This window comes from Caulobacter sp. GW821-FHT10E02 (genome assembly GCF_059415225.1).
Window position 1 is genome coordinate 219,117 of record NZ_JBWKMV010000005.1, and the last position, 14,625, is coordinate 233,741.

The following is a 14,625-nucleotide window of genomic DNA, read 5'->3' on the forward strand; positions in this document are numbered from 1 at the left end:
TCGGCGCCGCTCAAGCCGCGAAAGGCTCGATGCTGGCGATGTCCGGCGCGACGCCGCGCTGGGCCATCTGCAGGTCATAACTGTTCTGCAGGTTCAGCCAGAACTGGGCGCTGGATCCGAATAATCGCTCCAGGCGCAAGGCGGTATCGATGGTCACCGGCGTCTGGCCACGCACCAGCTTCTCGATCCGGGGACGAGCGATATGCAGCCGCGCCGCGACGCGGCCAGCCGTCAGGCCATAGGGCTTCATGAATTCTTCCAGCAGAATCTCGCCCGGGTGGATTGGGGCGAGGGGATCGCTGGCGTCGGCGTTGTCGAGCGACATCATCGTCCTCTCAGTGATAGTCCACGAACTCCACATCGGCCGGACCGGCGTCGGTCCAGACGAAGACCAGCCGGAACTGGTCGTTCACCCGGATCGAGTGCTGGCCCTGACGATCCCCCGATAGCGCTTCCAGCCGATTGCCCGGCGGGAAGCGGAGGTCGTTCAGCACGGGCGCCGCGTCCAGCATCTCCAGCTTCCGCTTCGCCACACGAAGCAGGTCGGCGGGAAAGCCCTTGCCCGGGTGTGTCCCGGCCAGGATCGCCTTCGCGCGCTCGTCCTTGAAACTCTGGATGGCCAAGGGCGGTTTTCAGTTCGCAATGTATCGCGGCGCGATACGTTTGTCAATGAATCTGTATCGCCTGGCGATACGAGGGGTCAGTTCGCGATGAGCCCCAACCGCTTGCCGGTGATCCGGTCCAGCGTCCGCTTGGGCAGGATCTCGGTCATCAGCACTTGCATGGGCGAGGGCGACACCACGTAGCGGACCTTGGGGTTGGCGGCCGTCAGGGCCGTGTGGATGGCCTCGCCGATCTTCTCGGGCGGCAGGCCCGACTTGCCGATCGACAGCATGTAGGTGCGCAGGCGCTCCAGGGCCGGGGCGTAGACGGTGTTGGCGTAACGGGCGACGTCGGTCTCGTCGGCCTTGTCCCAGATCGGGGTGGCGACCGCGCCGGGGGCGACGACCACGACGTCGACGCCGAAGGGCAGGAGCTCGCGGCGTAGGGACTCTGAGAGGCCCTCCAGCCCGAACTTGGTGGCGCAGTAGGGGGCCATGAACGGATTGGCGTTGCGGCCGCCGACGGAGGAGATGTTGACGATGCGGCCTGGCGTGCTCACGCGGGCTCCGCCCGCGCCCAAAAGAGGCGCGAAGGCCTGGGTGGCGATCACGACGCCGGTCAGATTGACCTCCAGCTGCTGGCGCCACTCGTCGACGGGCAGGTAGAGCAGCGGCCCGGCCACGGCGATGCCGGCGTTGTTGACGAGACCCGCCAGGGTGGCGCCGGCCAGGGCCTTCTCGACCTGGCGCGCGCCGGCGCGGACGCCGGGGCCGTCGGTGACGTCGAAGATCAGCGGCGTGAAGGCGTCGCCGAACTCGGCCTGCAGCCGGTTGGCGTCGGCCTGCTTGCGGACGCTGCCGAAGACGTGGAAGCCCTTGGCCATAAGCATCTTGACCGCGCCCCAGCCGATGCCGGTGGACACGCCGGTGATCACCACCGATTTCTTCTGCGCCATGTCGCCCCCTCCCTGGGTTATGGCCAAGATAGAGCCAGGTGAACGCTGTTCGCTAGAGGGTATGCCGTTGAACCCGCCGCCCGATGTAGAGCTGGTGCGCCGGCTGATCGCGGACCAGTTCCCCGACTGGGCGGACCGGCCGATCGCGGCGGTGGCCTCGGCGGGCACGGACAATGCGATCTTCCGGCTGGGCCATGACTTGGTCGTCCGCCTGCCGGCGCGGGACAGCGCCGTCGCCTTGGTCGAGCGCGAGCAGCGCTGGCTGCCGCGCCTGGCGCCGGGTCTGCCGCTGGCCGCGCCTGCGCCGATCGCGGCGGGGCAGCCGGCGGAAGGCTATCCGTGGGCCTGGTCGGTCTGCCCCTGGCTGGAGGGCGAGGACGCCGTGTCGGCGCCGATCGCCGACCTCACGCGGGCCGGGGCGGCGCTGGGGTGCTTCGTGCTGGCCCTGCGCAGCCAGGACGCCGCCGCCGGACCGCCGGCCGGGCTGGTCAATCACGGGCGTGGGCTTGCCCTCTGGCGGCTGGATCGCCGGGTGCGGCGCGACCTGGCGGCGCTTGAGGACGAGGTCGACACCCGGCCCGCGCTGGACGCCTGGGAGGCGGCTCTGGCCGCGCCGCCGTGGAGCGGCCCCGCCGCCTGGCTGCACGGCGACCTGCATCCGGGCAATGTGCTGGTGAGGGGCGGCGAGGTCGTGGGCGTGCTCGACTTCGGCCTGATGGCGTTGGGCGATCCGGCCTGCGACCTGATGGTCGCCTGGAACCTGCTGGACGCGCCCGGCCGCGCGGCTTTCCGCGACGCCGCCCGGGCGGACGCGGCGATGTGGGCGCGGGGGCGAGGCTGGGCGGTTTACGGCGCGGCGATCGCCCTGGCCTACTACCGCGACGCCAACCCCGTGTTGTCGGCGATCTGCCGGCGGACCCTGGCCGGGCTCTAGGCCCTGACCAGCGCCAGGAAGATCTCGGCCGCGCGATCCGCGCCCTGGCCGTCGCAGACAGCGGCGCTGGCGGTCGAGAGGGCCGCGCGGCGGTCGGCGTTGGCCAGCAGGTCCTGCGCCATGTGGGTGAAGGCGGTGTCGAAGTCGGGGGCGTCGATCGCCAGGCACGGCGTCGCGCCGGCCGCTTCCAGGGCGCGGGCGGAGGCGACCTGGTTGTCGGTCAGGATCAGGGTCAGGGCGGGCAGGGCCAGCACGCAGCGCTCCCAGGTCGTCGAACCGCCGGCCCCGATGGCGAGGTCGGCGTCGAAGACCAGCTCCGGCATGTGCTGGGTGTCGACATGGAGGGTCAGACGCGGGTCGTCGGCCGCCCGGGCCCAGAGACCCGGCAGGCTGGGCGCGCCGGCGCCCAGGACGACGTCCAGCGTCGCCTCGCCGGCGATCGGGCGCAGCAGCTCCACGATCCGGCCGGTGACGCCGCCGATGTCGGTCAGGCCCAGCGAGACCAGAATGCGTTGCACCGGCGGGCGCTCGGCGCGGCGGGCCAGGGCGGCTTCGCGCAGGGCCGGGAAGGCGGGGCGGACGGGGGCGTAGGCGGGGCCGAGCAGCAACTGGGCGGTCGGCGGTACGAGGCCGGCATAGTCGCCGGACGTCCGCGCCGGGCCGGAGTCCAGCACCAGGTCGGCGGCCAGCGGCCGGTCGGCGAGGTCGTCGATGACCAGGGTCGGCCGCCCCTTGGCGACCGCGTGGTGGTCGGCGGCGCTCAGGGCGTAGCTGTCGAACACCAGCGCGTCGAAACCGTCGTCGGCCTGGGCGCGGGCCATGTCGGGCGCGAAGGCGTCCAGCACCTTGGCGACCTCGGGCGAGGCCAGGAACGCGCAGGCGGCGCCGCGTGCTTCCAGAGATCGCGCCAGGGTGAGGGACCGCATCACGTGGCCGCCGCCGATGCTGGGTCCGGCGGCGCAGACGAGCAGGATGCGGGTCATATCGAGAAGGAGTTCAGCGGCGGTCGCTTCGCATCGACAGCCAGAACGCAAGAAGCGCGATGCCGGCGAAGGCCAAGCCCATGAGGGCGAACTGAGCGAGAGGGTCCATTTAGTCCTCCACTTGCCTCAAAATATAATGGAGGACGATTTGCAGAACAACAACCACGACTATGACGGGCAACACGCCGGCCAGCGCGAAGCGCCCAGCCAACAGTGGCTGGAGACCTGCGGAAACAAATAGAGCCACCGATATGGCGTTACACGTCGTCGCGGCAGCTTTGCGCCGCTCGTTGCGGGCTGCCTTGGTGATCAGACGTATGCGCTTGGCTTCAGTCATCTAGCGAACGTAACGCGAACATTCGCGCGCTCGCAAGCGGCAAAAATCAGGCTTTCGCCTTGGTCGCGCGGGGCTTCCTCGGCTTCGGCGCGGGCGTCTCGACGGGCGCTTCCACGACCGCCTCGACCTTCTTCGCCCGAGGCTTCCGCTTCGGCTTCGGAGCCTCCTCCTCGACCGCCGCGATCTCGACCACCGGCTCCGGGATCTCCACCCCGATCCGGCTCAGCACTTCGCGCGCCGCCCGATCCGTCTCGTTCACCGGCCGATACGTCCAGCCGTGGAACGCGCCGCCATAGGGCCGCGCCGCGCCCTGGCTTTCCAGCTCCTCGTGGAAGAGGCGGAACTTCAGGCTCGAGCCGTCCATCTTCAGCACGAACACCGGCTTGCCGGTCGAGGCCGCCTCGGTGGCCATGTTGGTCGAGTCCTCGGTGACGAGGATGTAGTCGGCCGCCGCCAGGAAAGCGAAATAGGGGTTCGGCCCTTCGCTATCGCCCGCCGGCCAGACCATGCCGGGCAGGTGGCGCAGGCGGGCGGCCATCAGGGCCCGGGCCGGCTCGGGCGTGCGCCGCGAGAAGGTCATCAGCAAGGACCCGCCGTCCTGCTCCAGCGGGATCTGGATCGAGTGGGCGATCTGGGCCGCCCGCTCGCTGGAGAGGTCGAAGGCCTTGGACTTGCCGCCGACCAGCACCGCCACGCGCGGGCGGGGCAGGGGATCGATGACGTCGGCGAAGGCCGCGTACTCGGCCTCCAGCCGTTGGGGCGTCACCCGGTGCGGCGAGCCGGTGATCGGCAGGATGTTGTCGCCGGTCAGGCGGTCGTGCTTGGGCGGGATCACCAGGTCGAACATGGTGGCCGGCACGCGGGGGTCCTGGATCTGGACCACGAAGGTCTTGGCCTTCGACCAGCGCTTGGCGCGGATCGACAGGGGCAGGGTGGCGCGGCCGGCGGCGATCCAGACGTCGGGCCACTCGTCGCCCTTGTTCTGCGGGATGCCGCTCTCCGGCGTCAGCCAGCGTTTGGGCAGCAGGTTCAGCCACCAGGGCAGGCGGCCGATACGGCCCGTCCAGCCCACGCGCTTGACCGTCACCTCGCAGGGGACAAGCCGCGCGATCGCGTCCGACAGGCCCACGACCTGGGCCTCGATGCCGGAGCGGCCGTCGGACACGGCCCACACTTTGAGCGGACGCTTGGGAGCTTCGGTCAACTCGTCGATCCCGAACAACGCAAACGAAACGAGGCCGCTCGCATGGCGACCTCGCTCCATTGTACTCGATTTATGGCGCAGCTGGGGCGGCAGACCGCCTTACAGCCACTCCACCTTGAGGATCTCGTAGGCCTTGGTGCCGCCGGGCGTGTTGACCTCGACCACCTCGCCGACTTCCTTGCCGATCATCGCGCGCGACAACGGCGACGAAACCGAGATGCGACCCGACTTCACGTCGGCCTCATGCTCGCCCACGATCTGGTAGCGAGCCTCGTCCTCGGTGTCCTCGTCGACCACCGACACGGTGGCGCCGAACTTCACCTGCTTGCCCGACAGTTTCGACACGTCGATGACCTGGGCGCGCGCGATCTTGTCCTCGTGCTCGGCGATCTGGCCTTCGATCCAGCCCTGACGTTCCTTGGCCGCGTGATACTCGGCATTCTCCGAGAGGTCGCCATGCGAGCGTGCCTCGGCGATCGCCGCGATCACGGCGGGCCGCTCGACGGTCTTCAAACGCTTCAGTTCTTCGTCGAGGGTCTGATACCCCCCGACGGTCATCGGCACTTTTTCCATTGCGGATTTTAGCTCGGTCGCCTTGGGAGGAGAGACTTCCGGTCGCGGGCGCTCACAACCGGGGGCTGGGAGGATAGGCGCCCAGTTCCGCAGAAGCAAGGGGGCCGCTGGAGCTTAGGCCGTCCGGACCCGATCAGGCCCGGCGGCGCATCGGCTCGGACGAGGTCTCCGGCAGCTCGAACTGGTTGACCAGGTCGGCCAGCAGGGCGGCGTCGGCGTTCAGGGTCTGGGTGGCTACCGAGGTCTGCTCGACCATGCCGGCGTTCTCCTGCAGCACCTGGTCCATCTGGTTCACGGCGCTGTTCACCTGGCTCAGGCCATGGGCCTGGCTCTGGGCCGAGCTGGCGATCTCCGAGACCAGGGCGTCGATCTCGGCGATCTGGGCGACGATCTTCTCCAGCGCCTCGCCGGTGCGGCCGACCAGGCTGACGCCGGTGTCGACCTGCTGGGTCGAGGCGGTGATCAGGGCCTTGATCTCCTTGGCCGCCTCGGCCGAGCGTTGGGCCAGGGCCCGGACTTCCTGGGCCACGACGGCAAAGCCCTTGCCGCTGTCGCCGGCGCGGGCGGCCTCGACCCCGGCGTTCAAGGCCAGCAGGTTGGTCTGGAAGGCGATCTCGTCGATCACCGAGATGATGTTGGTGATCTCCTGCGACGAGCCCTCGATGGCGGTCATGGCGGCGACCGCCTGCTGCACAACCTCGCCCGAGCGGCGGACGTCGTCGCGGGTGCGGGCCACCACGTCGGCGGCCTTCTTGGCGCCCGAGGCCGTCTGGCCGACCGTGGCGGTGATCTCGTCCATGGCCGCGGCGGTCTCTTCCAGGCTGGCGGCCTGGCGCTCGGTGCGGCGCGAGAGGCTGACGGCCGCGTCGGCGATCTGGTCGGAGCCGGCGCGCACGCCGCCCACCCGGCCCTCGATCACGCCCAGCGCATCCGCCAGCTTGCCGGCGGCGGTGTTGTAGTCGGCCCGCAGGGGCTCGTAGGCCTCGGCGAAGCGCTCGCCCAAGCGGGCGGTCAGGTCGCCGCGCGCCATGTTCGACAGCGCCCGGCCGAGCGCGGCGATGGCGGCGTCGCGCTGAGCCTCGGCGCGCTCGCGGGCGGCGGTGTTGACGGCGCGGCTCTCTTCTTCCGAGCGGCGGGCGTCCTCGGCCGCGTCATTGGCGGCGCGGGCCTCGCCGACGGCATCCTCGGCCTTGGCGCGGGCCTTTTGCGCCACCGAGAACATCGAGTTGACGCTGGCGGTGACGGCGATCAGCGCTCCGGCCTCGACGATCAGGATCACGGCGTGGACGATGACGCGGCCCAGGCTCGCCGAGCCCGGGAACACGGCCGACGGCAACAGGTACGACAGGCCCAGATGGTGGACGGCGACCGTGGCCGCTGCGGCGGCGATGACGATCCAGTCGCAATAGACCACCAGCAGGGCCAGGGCCGCGAAATAGGCCATGTGCATGTCGCTCTGCCAGGCGTGGCCGCCCAGGGCCGAGACCAGCAGCGACACCTGCGCCATCAGCGCCACCCCGACCAGCGAGCGCCCGGCCGAGGTCTCGCCCGCGAACCGCCGCGCCAGGCTCGCGCCCAACGCCGCCAGCACCGAGGCCACGGCCAGGCCCGTCACCCCGTCGTGCACGGCCAGGCGCGCCCCGACCACCACCGGGATCATCGCCCAGGCCAGGACGGCGATCAGCTTGCCGCCGACCCGGCGTTGGGCGTCGAGGTTCGAGAAGGCCAGGTTCATGACGGTGTCAGCTCCGAAACCGGACGCGCGCAGGCGCCGGCGAGGGCAGGGTCAAGCAGGAGAAGCGCGCCGGCGGACCGGACACGCCGCGAAAGATCGGCGGGCGACCCGCGCACGATGACGATGAACGGCACGGCCCCGACGCCGGCGACATCGCCGGCCGTCGCGGCCGCGCCGACGGTCTGGGCGGCGCTCCACCACGGCGGAAACACGGCGGCGACGCGCCCGGGTGTGCGCGGCTGGGCGTCGACGGCGACCGCGGCGAAGAGGCTGGCGGTCACGCCGAAGGCGCCGAGCACGACCGGACCGGCGATCGCGGCAAAGCGGCGCGTCACAGGGCGAGCGGTCGTCAAAGGCGGAGATCTCCTACGTGTGGGTCAAAGACCACGCGACGCGTAGGGACGTTGGAGTGAAGATGGTTGGCGAAACCTTAACTAGGTCGGGTGGGCGACGGTTGGCCGCAGGGGTAGGCACTCGGGTGAGGGGGCGAAGCTCACTCTCGACTAGGAAAGGGCGGATGGCCGGCGCCCCTCCGCCGCTTTTGCTGTCCACGCGGCTACCGCGTGGTTCGGCTATTGCCCAACTGAGGCGCGAGCGTTTAGTCTGATATCAACGTTCGAAGAACGAGGATATATTTGATGCGGGCGATATGGACGACGTCGGCGGTCTTGGCTGTTGCCGTGGCGATGGCCGGTTGTCAGAAGGGCGGCACCTCGAAGGGCTTTGAGAAGGCTGGGTGTCCTGCGGCGCCGCTTCGGGTAGACGCCCACGACGATCCCAACAAGCATGCCTGGGACCTCTTCCTGCAGGTCAACCATCCGGCTCAGGATGAGGCGAAGGCGCGGGGCGAACCCGATTGTAGCAAGGTGATCGGCGCTGTCGGCACGACCGCCGTCTGGGAGACGTGGCGCAACGCGGCTACCGAGGTGTTCCTGCAGGACGGCAGCGAACCTCCGGAATGGCAGGACACCACGCTGCCGGACGAGAAGCCCGGGACGGTGCCGCCGAAGCGGCTCGATGACGGGGGCCAGCCGATACGCTCGATGCACGTGCAACACGATGATCCCCATGGTCCCAGGCCGAGCTTCTCGCCCTCGGATGGCGTCTTCAACGACGAGGGGGGCTTTGGCGAGACGCGCATGAACCGCGCGACGTATACGTTCATCCGCGACCAGTGCCTGTTCAGCGTCGAAGGTACACAGCGCTATGTGGCGGCCATGGCGGCCGGCAAGAAGCCCAAGACGCTCTCCTTCCCCGCGGACTCCATCGAGGTGAAGGCGGCCTGGCTCGACTTCGAGCGCCAAAAAACCCCGGAGGACAAGCAGTCAACCTATTATACGGCCGAGTATAAGGGGAAGAAGTACGGCCTCGTCGCGCTGCACATCATCACCAAGGACACCCCGAACTGGTTCTGGGCGTCCTTTCATCACAAAGACTCCCCGAAGAACGACTTTGAGCGCCCTGACACCCACGGTCAGCCCAAGGAATTGGCCGGCACCGTGTGGGCGAACTACGTCCTAGGCGGCGTCCAGACCGATTTCGTGGAGCCGACGGGGGAGCCGCAGCGGCTATCCGACCACTACGTAGAGTATCAGTTCCAGAAGTCCTCCTGCATCACCTGCCATTCGACGGCGACAATCTCGCCCACCCTGGCTATGCCCTCCGGCCAGTTGCGTGCGCTTTGCGCGATGGACCTTGATCGCTCGGCGATGCAGGTCCCGGTCGATCGTTGTAAGGCTCTGCTTGGTCCGGACGCGTTCAAGCCCGGCACCAATGAGCTCCACGTCGAACGCGGCGTCCCGAACCCCAAGTGGTTCGAGAAGAACGGCAAGCCCTACTACGTGCAGACGGACTTCGTCTGGGCGATCCCGTTCCGCGCCAAAGGAGAGACAAAGGCGCCACCCGATCGCTGCATCTGGTGAGGCGGAACGCGTGAAGCAGACGGCTTGGCGCCGGTGCTTCTCGAGGGCCGACAACTCGTTCCAACGACGCGGGGTGACCCCATCTCCCCACATCAGTTCTCTGGAGACGCACCGTGAGCTTCAGTCAGGTCAAGGCCATTCTCGACGGCGTGCTGGCCAATTGGCAGGCCACCAACGGCATCTCGCCGGACCTCAATCGGCATCGCATGGTCAACCGGCCGGCGTTCGCTTGGGGAACGGCCGCGGAGCTCCGGGCGGCCTGGGGTAAGGGGGTCCAGCTCATCCAGCCGGAGGTCGTCGGCAACGGTCAGGGGGGCAACGCCAACCTCGTCGTCGATCTCCGGACCGGACTTTCCGGGCGCCCGCGCATGCCGATGGGCGGCCCCTATTTAAGCGCCGCCGACCTGCAGGTGATCGTAGACTGGATCGATGCCGGCTGCCCGGATGACCCGCCGGCCAAGGCGGAGGGCGATGCGTCAGAAGGTGCGGGCGGCGACGATGCGGCGGCTGGCACGGGTGACGGCGGAGGCAGCGGGGGCGGGGACGGACTGCGCCGCGCCGGCGGCGCGCCGCCCGGCAATGGCCTCAGCACTTACGACCTCCACGCCTTCGATCCCGCGGCCGGCGAGACGCTGAAAGGGCTCGCGGACGAGCGTCGCTCGACCCCCGCTTTTGCTCTGGCGGCCGCTGCGCCGGTCCAGCTGGATCCGGAGAGCGTCGCGCGCCGCTATCTGGTCCACGCGCTGGCGAGCGATCGAACGCCGTCCTTTACGGCGCCGCAGACCGAAGGCGCCGAAAGCCAGTTCAAGGTGATCGGGACGGAGACCGTGCCGCTCACAGGCACCAAGACGGTCAAGTTCCGCCAGGCCTTCCACGACATTCCGGTCTACGGCTCGCTGGTTACCGTGGAACTCGACGACGCCAACGAGCTGGTCAGCTTGAGCTCCGCCCTGGGCGGGCCGGCGGGGATCAGCCCGGTCGCGGGGGTCTCGCCTGCCGACGCGGTGCGCGCGGTTGCGGCCGAACCGCCCTTCACCAAGCTGCTCGAGGGCATCGCCCCGCGTTTGAATTTCTACTGGGATCGGACCGCTGCCAAGTGGCGGCTCGTCTACATCCTCGAGGACGTTCCGGTGACCCTGTCCGCGGACGAAAAGGGGCCCGCGCAAGACATCTCGCCGCGCTACTTCGACTATGTGGTCGACGCCCACAACGGGAATGTGGTCACGGCGCTGCCACGGACGCCGAGCATGACCTCCGAGGTACGGACCGCGCAGGACGCGCGCGATGTCGCGCGCGAGATCCGCGTCGAAGTCTCGGGGGACTCGGTCGTTCTGAGGGACGTAGAGAACAATATCCAGACCTACGACTTCAGCTTCGGCGATCCGGACATCAACGATGCCCGCCTGCCGGGTGCAGAGGTGGCCGAGCCCTGGTTCGGCGACGCTGTGAGCGCGCACGCCAACGCCGCCAGCGTGGCGCAATTCCTGCGCCGCGTGCTCCTGCGCAACAACATCGACAACGCTGGTGGCTCGATGAATTCCAGCGTCCGCTGTGTCGTGCGCCGCGAGAGTAACGATGGCCGCCAGTGGTTCAACGCCTACTGGAATGGCCGCCAGATGGTCTACGGCCAGGTCATGATGGACGGCCGCCTGGTCTCCCTGAGCGCCTCGGCCGATATCGTCGCGCACGAGATGATGCACGGGGTGACCGACAGCACGGCGCGGCTGGAATACGCCTATGAATCCGGCGCCCTGAACGAGTCCTATTCCGATATCTTCGGTGTGATGATCGCGAATTGGGCGATCGTTGATCCCCGCCAATGGGAGTGGCGCCTCGGTCTTGGCTTTGCTCAGGGCGGCGGGCCCTTCCGCGACATGTCAAACCCGCCAGCGTGCGACCAGCCGGACCACATGGATGACTTCCAAGTGCTGGCGAACAACAGGCAGGGGGACTACGGCGGCGTCCACATCAACAGCGGCATCCACAACAAGGTCGCCCACAATGTGCTGACCGCGGTGGACGCGCTGGGTCTGATCTTCGCTCCGCGCGAGGTCGCCGCGATCTTCTATGTCGCGCTCACCCAGCACCTGTCGCGCACCAGCCGGTTTTCCGATAGCCGCCGCGCCGCGATCACGGCCGCGCGAACGCTCTTCCGGGGCCTTACCGCCGCCGAGCTCAGGCGGAAGATCTCCGCGATTGATCAGGCCTTCGACGCGGTCGGCGTTGCGGCATGACCCCTAAGCCGCCGCAGATGCCGGGAAGCGTCATCTGCGTCTCGGCTGCATATGCGTGCGGGGCCGCTAGCTGGCGTTGAACGTCCGGTTTCGGGCCCGATCTCCATGTCAGCTCCCGGCGCAACCTGGCCGTGAGGATGGCGTGACCGGTGATTGGGCTCTTACGCGTAGTCGTAAGGCCCGCCCTGTTCCAACGCCCGCTGATACGCCGGGCGCGCATGGATACTCTCCAAAAACCCCTTCACATGCGGCTTGCTCGCCGCCCCGGCCCGTGCCGCCCCGGCCTCCAGCGGGAAGCTCATCACGATGTCCGCCGCCGTGAACTCCGACCCGCAGAACCACGGCGCCTTGCTCAGCTCCGCCTCCCAGTAGTCCACATGCGTCTTCAGTTGCGGGTCGACGAACCCCTGCTGGGCCTTGTTGGCGATCGAGGTCACCAGCCATTTCAGCAGGCCCGGGGCGCGGGCCGGCAACGCGGTGAACACCAGCTTCAGCAGCAGCGGCGTCATGGCCGAGCCTTCGGCGTAGTGCAGCCAGTAGGTGAAGCGCAGGCGCTCGGGGCTGCCCGCCGGCGGGCTCAGGCGGCCGGCGCCGTAGGTGTCGAGGATGTACTCCACGATGGCCCCGGTCTCGGCGATGGTCTTGCCGTCGTCGGTGATCACCGGTGACTTGCCCAGCGGGTGGATGGCTTTCAGCTCGGGCGGGGCCAGCATGGTCTGGGCGTCGCGCTCGTAGCGCTTCACTTCGTAGGGGACGCCCAACTCCTCGAGCAGCCAGAGCACGCGCTGGCTGCGCGAATTGTTGAGGTGGTGGACCACGAGCATCGGGTTGTCCCCATTATGGATAACTTGTCGCACCGACGATCGCTGTTCGTTCAACGTTCGGCAAGGTTTAGCTCGCTCTTCTCGCCTCCTAGTCGAGTCGGGGGTGAGTAGGATGACCGGAGCGTTCAAGCGGTTGTCTCTGGCGGGGAAGCTGATGGCCGCGGGCGGCGCCGCCCTGGGCGGGCTGCTGCTGGTCGCGTCGTTGCTGATCAGCGTCAGCAGCGGCCAGGCCGTGCGGACACTGGCCGAGCGCTACGCCGCCAGCCTGACCAGCGAGACGGCCATGGGGGTCAAGAACGACCTCGACGACGCCGACGCCGTCGTGCGCGCCTCCGCCGGCATGTTCTCGGCCACCTACGCCGCCGGCCAGCGCGACCGGGCGACCTACATGGCCCAGCTGAAGCCGATCGCCGTCGCGTCCAAGGGCATGCTGGGCGGCTGGCTGATGTTCGAGCCCAATGCGCTCGGCGAAGACGCCGCCGTGGCCGGCAAGGCCGAGCTGGGCTCGACGCCGCTGGGCCGCTTCGTCGGCTACTGGGTGCGCGACGGCGCCAACCTGACGGCCGAGCAGGGCGAGGACGGCGAGTTCGAGGAGGCCTTCTTCACCACCAGCTTCACCAGCGGCAAGCCGGCGATCCTGGAGCCCTATTCCGACAATGTCGCCGACGGCGGCCAGCAGAAGATGGTGCTGATGACCTCGATCACCTACCCGGTGATCGCCAATGGCAAGACGGTGGGCGTGATGGGCGCGGACCTGGCGCTGGGCGACATCGCCGCGCGCCTGAACGCCATGAAGCCCTTCGACGACGGCCGCGCCATGCTGGTCTCGCCCGGCGGCCTGTGGGTCAGCCACCCCGACGCGGCCTTGCGGATGAAGGCCTATGCCGATCCGGGCCTCGACGTCGTCAAGCAGGTGATGGCCGACGGCAAGCCGGCCCTGATCGAAGGCGTGAAGCTCAATGGCCACAAGGCCCAGCGTCTGGTGGCGCCGGTCAAGCTGGCCTCGGGCGCGACCTGGGCGGTGGTGGCCGATGTCAGTGAGGCGGCCTTGCTGGCGCCGGCGCGCAAGCTGGCCCTGGGCCTGGCCATTGGCGGCCTGGTGCTGCTGGCCGCCGCCCTGTCGGTGCTGGCCGTGGCCTCGCGCAAGCTGATCGCCAGGCCGCTCCTGGGCTTGCGGGCCGCCGTAGGCGAGCTGGCCGAGCACCGCTACGACCAGGCCGTGGCCGAGACCGACCGTGCCGACGAGATCGGGGCCATCGCCCGGGCGCTGGAGACCCTGCGCGCGGAGCTGGCCCGCGCCCAGGCCCTGCGCGACGAGCAGGACGCCCTGCGCCGCGCCGCCGACGCCGACCGCGATCGCGCTGCCGCCCTGACCCTTTCGATCGACGAGCAGGCCACCGTGGTCCGCCAGGTCGGCGAGGCCCTGGCCGCCGTGGCCGAGGGCGACCTTTCCCGCCGCATCGCCGGGCCGTTCGCGGACGTCTACGAGCCGCTGCGCGCCGACTTCAACACCGCCGTCCAGAGCCTGGAGCAGGCCATCGGCGAGATCGCCGAGGCCGCCGACGCCATTGGGGCCGCCAGCGACACGCTCTCGCGGTCCTCGACCGAACTGGCCCGCCGCACCGAACGCCAGGCCCAGGGGCTCGAGCGCGCCTCGGGCTCGCTCAACGCCGTGACCGGGGCCATGGGCGAGGTCGCCGGCGGGGCCGACGAGACCCGCCGCCTGGTCGCCTCGGCCCGGGGCGAGGCCGACGAGGGCGGCAGCGTCGTCACCGAAGCCGCCCGCACCATGGGCGAGATCGACGCCTCCTCGCGCCAGATCGGCGACATCGTCGGGCTGATCGACGAGATCGCCTTCCAGACCAATCTGCTGGCGCTGAACGCCGGGGTCGAGGCGGCGCGGGCGGGCGAGGCCGGTCGCGGTTTCGCCGTGGTGGCCCAGGAAGTGCGGGCCCTGGCCCAGCGCTCGGCGGACTCGGCCAAGCAGATCAAGGGGCTGATCAGCCAGTCCAACAGCCGGGTCGAGGCGGGCGTGGCGCAGGTCGAGCGCACCGGCGCGGCGTTGCATGGCGTGGCGGGCCGCATGGCCGGCATCGACGCGGCGGCGACGCGGATCGCTTCGTCGGTGCGGGAGCAGGCGCAGGACCTGACCTCGGTCAATGCCGAGGTGTCGGCGATCGAACGCTTCACGCAAGAGAACCTGGCCATGGTCGACCAGGCCCGCGTCGCCGACGAAGCGCTGGCGGGCGAGGGCGCGCGGCTCATGGAACTGGTGGGGCGGTTCAGGCTGGGGCGCGAGCGCGTGAGGCGGGCGGCCTAGC

At 69.4% G+C, this 14,625-nt stretch carries 14 protein-coding genes; 4 read left to right on the forward strand and 10 right to left on the reverse strand.

Features of this window, described 5'->3' with window-relative positions; all coding sequences use genetic code 11:
- Positions 1–10 precede the first annotated feature (10 nt).
- From AC07NI_RS23650 to AC07NI_RS23660, 3 genes are all read right to left on the reverse strand, one after another.
- Positions 11–325 (reverse strand): HigA family addiction module antitoxin, encoded by a 315-nt coding sequence (locus tag AC07NI_RS23650; RefSeq protein WP_494624076.1) that lies wholly within the window; start codon positions 323–325, stop codon positions 11–13.
- A 10-nt stretch (positions 326–335) separates the two neighbouring features.
- Positions 336–623: a type II toxin-antitoxin system RelE/ParE family toxin gene (locus tag AC07NI_RS23655; protein ID WP_494623713.1), complete on the reverse strand. Its 288-nt coding sequence runs from the start codon at positions 621–623 to the stop codon at positions 336–338.
- 77 nt (positions 624–700) lie between these two features.
- Positions 701–1,558 carry an SDR family NAD(P)-dependent oxidoreductase gene (locus tag AC07NI_RS23660; RefSeq protein ID WP_494623715.1) on the reverse strand — a complete coding sequence of 286 codons (858 nt, stop codon included), beginning with the start codon at positions 1,556–1,558 and terminating at the stop codon, positions 701–703.
- A gap of 67 nt (positions 1,559–1,625) precedes the next feature.
- Here AC07NI_RS23660 and AC07NI_RS23665 point away from each other — a divergent pair, with 67 nt between their 5' ends.
- On the forward strand, positions 1,626–2,492 hold the full coding sequence (locus tag AC07NI_RS23665) for an aminoglycoside phosphotransferase family protein (RefSeq protein ID WP_494623717.1): 867 nt from the start codon (positions 1,626–1,628) through the stop codon (positions 2,490–2,492).
- On the opposite strand, the gene pseG is transcribed toward AC07NI_RS23665, so the two are convergent.
- From pseG to AC07NI_RS23695, 6 genes are all read right to left on the reverse strand, one after another.
- On the reverse strand, positions 2,489–3,475 hold the full coding sequence (gene pseG / locus AC07NI_RS23670) for a UDP-2,4-diacetamido-2,4,6-trideoxy-beta-L-altropyranose hydrolase (protein ID WP_494623719.1): 987 nt from the start codon (positions 3,473–3,475) through the stop codon (positions 2,489–2,491). The genes AC07NI_RS23665 and pseG overlap by 4 nt on opposite strands.
- Before the next feature lie 109 nt (positions 3,476–3,584).
- Complete coding sequence (locus tag AC07NI_RS23675; RefSeq protein WP_494623720.1) at positions 3,585–3,812, reverse strand: hypothetical protein; 228 nt, start codon at positions 3,810–3,812, stop codon at positions 3,585–3,587.
- Positions 3,813–3,858: 46 nt separating this feature from the next.
- A complete protein-coding gene (locus tag AC07NI_RS23680) occupies positions 3,859–5,025 on the reverse strand; it encodes a mitochondrial fission ELM1 family protein (protein WP_494624078.1) in 1,167 nt (388 codons plus the stop codon).
- 90 nt (positions 5,026–5,115) lie between these two features.
- Positions 5,116–5,589 carry a transcription elongation factor GreA gene (greA, locus tag AC07NI_RS23685; protein WP_494623721.1) on the reverse strand — a complete coding sequence of 158 codons (474 nt, stop codon included), beginning with the start codon at positions 5,587–5,589 and terminating at the stop codon, positions 5,116–5,118.
- A 133-nt stretch (positions 5,590–5,722) separates the two neighbouring features.
- Positions 5,723–7,324 (reverse strand): methyl-accepting chemotaxis protein, encoded by a 1,602-nt coding sequence (locus AC07NI_RS23690; protein WP_494623722.1) that lies wholly within the window; start codon positions 7,322–7,324, stop codon positions 5,723–5,725.
- Positions 7,321–7,677, reverse strand: a complete 357-nt coding sequence (locus AC07NI_RS23695) for a hypothetical protein (protein WP_494623723.1) — start codon at positions 7,675–7,677, stop codon at positions 7,321–7,323. The genes AC07NI_RS23690 and AC07NI_RS23695 overlap by 4 nt, the downstream gene beginning before the upstream one ends.
- A gap of 285 nt (positions 7,678–7,962) precedes the next feature.
- Between AC07NI_RS23695 and AC07NI_RS23700 the strand changes: the two genes are divergently transcribed.
- Both AC07NI_RS23700 and AC07NI_RS23705 read left to right on the forward strand, forming a co-directional pair.
- Positions 7,963–9,246, forward strand: coding sequence for a hypothetical protein (locus tag AC07NI_RS23700; RefSeq protein ID WP_494623725.1), 1,284 nt, complete (start codon positions 7,963–7,965; stop codon positions 9,244–9,246).
- Between the two features lie 113 nt (positions 9,247–9,359).
- Positions 9,360–11,480: a M4 family metallopeptidase gene (locus tag AC07NI_RS23705; protein ID WP_494623727.1), complete on the forward strand. Its 2,121-nt coding sequence runs from the start codon at positions 9,360–9,362 to the stop codon at positions 11,478–11,480.
- Positions 11,481–11,641: 161 nt separating this feature from the next.
- Here the strand turns inward: AC07NI_RS23705 and AC07NI_RS23710 are convergent, their stop codons facing one another.
- Positions 11,642–12,304, reverse strand: a complete 663-nt coding sequence (locus AC07NI_RS23710) for a glutathione S-transferase family protein (RefSeq protein WP_494623729.1) — start codon at positions 12,302–12,304, stop codon at positions 11,642–11,644.
- A gap of 112 nt (positions 12,305–12,416) precedes the next feature.
- Between AC07NI_RS23710 and AC07NI_RS23715 the strand changes: the two genes are divergently transcribed.
- Positions 12,417–14,624 carry a methyl-accepting chemotaxis protein gene (locus AC07NI_RS23715; protein ID WP_494623731.1) on the forward strand — a complete coding sequence of 736 codons (2,208 nt, stop codon included), beginning with the start codon at positions 12,417–12,419 and terminating at the stop codon, positions 14,622–14,624.
- Position 14,625 lies beyond the last annotated feature (1 nt).